The sequence below is a fragment of the Deltaproteobacteria bacterium genome, from assembly GCA_011773515.1.
In the GTDB taxonomy this organism is placed as follows: Bacteria; Desulfobacterota; Deferrimicrobia; order J040; family J040; genus WVXK01.
In genome coordinates, this window is sequence record WVXK01000067.1 from 1040 (window position 1) to 2318 (window position 1279).

General features: G+C 53.5%; 2 protein-coding genes and 1 pseudogene (1 of these 3 only partly in view). All 3 read left to right on the plus strand.

Going from position 1 to position 1279, the window contains the following annotated elements; translation table 11 throughout:
• Nucleotides 1-588 (plus strand): annotated as a pseudogene (locus GTN70_08395) (signal recognition particle protein); it begins 685 nt to the left of the window's first position.
• A gap of 74 nt (nt 589-662) precedes the next feature.
• On the plus strand, nt 663-947 hold the full coding sequence (gene rpsP, locus GTN70_08400) for a 30S ribosomal protein S16 (protein NIO17004.1): 285 nt from the start codon (nt 663-665) through the stop codon (nt 945-947).
• A 76-nt stretch (nt 948-1023) separates the two neighbouring features.
• Nucleotides 1024-1254: a KH domain-containing protein gene (locus tag GTN70_08405; GenBank protein NIO17005.1), complete on the plus strand. Its 231-nt coding sequence runs from the start codon at nt 1024-1026 to the stop codon at nt 1252-1254.
• Nucleotides 1255-1279: the final 25 nt, after the last annotated feature.

Below are 1279 nucleotides of genomic sequence, written 5' to 3' on the forward strand. Positions count from 1 at the left end.
GGCGACGCGCGGGGGGGCGCCGCGATTTCGATACGGGCCGTCACGGGATGCCCCATAAAATTCGTGGGTGTCGGCGAAAAGCTCGATGAGCTGGAGACCTTCCATCCATCGAGGATGGCTTCCCGGATTCTCGGCATGGGGGATGTCCTCTCCCTTATCGAGAAGGCAAGCGCCGTCGTGGACGAGAAAAAAGCCCGGGAGCTGGAGAAAAAGATACGGAAGAGCCAGTTCACCCTGGACGATTTCCGGGACCAGATGATCAAGATCCAGCAGATGGGCCCGCTGGAGGATATCCTGGGCATGATCCCCGGCCTTGGCGGAAAGGTAAGGGACCTGGGACAGGCGGGAGTAGATGAGGGTGAGATCCGGAAAAATGTCGCCATCATCGGTTCCATGACGAAAAAGGAGCGGGAAAATCACCGGATGATAGACGGCAGCCGGAGGAAGCGGATAGCAGCAGGGAGCGGAACCACCCCCCAGGATGTGAACCGGCTGCTCAAGAACTTTCAGGCTATGGAATCGATGATGAAAAAGCTCACGAAAAAGGGCATGAAAAGCCTCAAAAGGGGCGGCTTTCCCTTCATGTAGCGGCTGAATTTGGTGCACCGGCAACCAAAATTGTGATAAGTTATAAGGTAAACTAACCGGAGGAATGTGCGCATATGGCTGTGAGAATCAGGCTGGCAAGGCACGGGAGGAAGAAGAAGCCCTTTTACAAGATGGTCGTGGTATTTTCCGAATCACCCAGAGACGGCAGGTTCATCGAGAACGTGGGAACGTACAACCCGATGGTGGATCCTCCAGAAATTACCATCAAAGAGGACAAGATCATATCCTGGCTGAAGAAGGGAGCGAAGCCGTCAGATACGGTGAGGAGCCTCCTGAGGAAAAAGGGCGTCTGGGCAAAATTTATGGAGATGAAGAAGGAAAAGGATTCTGCAGCGTAAAGCGCGCACCTTCGCCTGGAGACTGAACCCGTTCTGTGGAACCCATGGAGAAGGAACTGATGCGGAGGTGAGAGAGATGAAAGACTTAATCGAAACGATCGCCAAGGCTCTCGTTGATCATCCAGATGAGGTAGAGGTGAGTGAGGTGGAGGGAGAAAAAACCTCCGTTCTCGAGTTAAAGGTAGCCAAGGAGGACCTCGGTAAGGTTATAGGGAAGCAGGGCCGCACTGCACGGGCTATAAGGACGATTTTGAGCGCGGCTTCCACCAAGATAAAGAAGAGGTCTGTCCTCGAAATCATCGAATAATGCGTGTAACCGGTGACGATTTGTT

Excerpts from the sequence above, each read along its gene's own strand:
- rpsP (NIO17004.1), top strand. The coding sequence starts at position 663 with ATGGCTGTGAGAATCAGGCTGGCAAGGCACGGGAGGAAGAAGAAGCCC.
- GTN70_08405 (NIO17005.1), top strand. The coding sequence starts at position 1,024 with ATGAAAGACTTAATCGAAACGATCGCCAAGGCTCTCGTTGATCATCCA.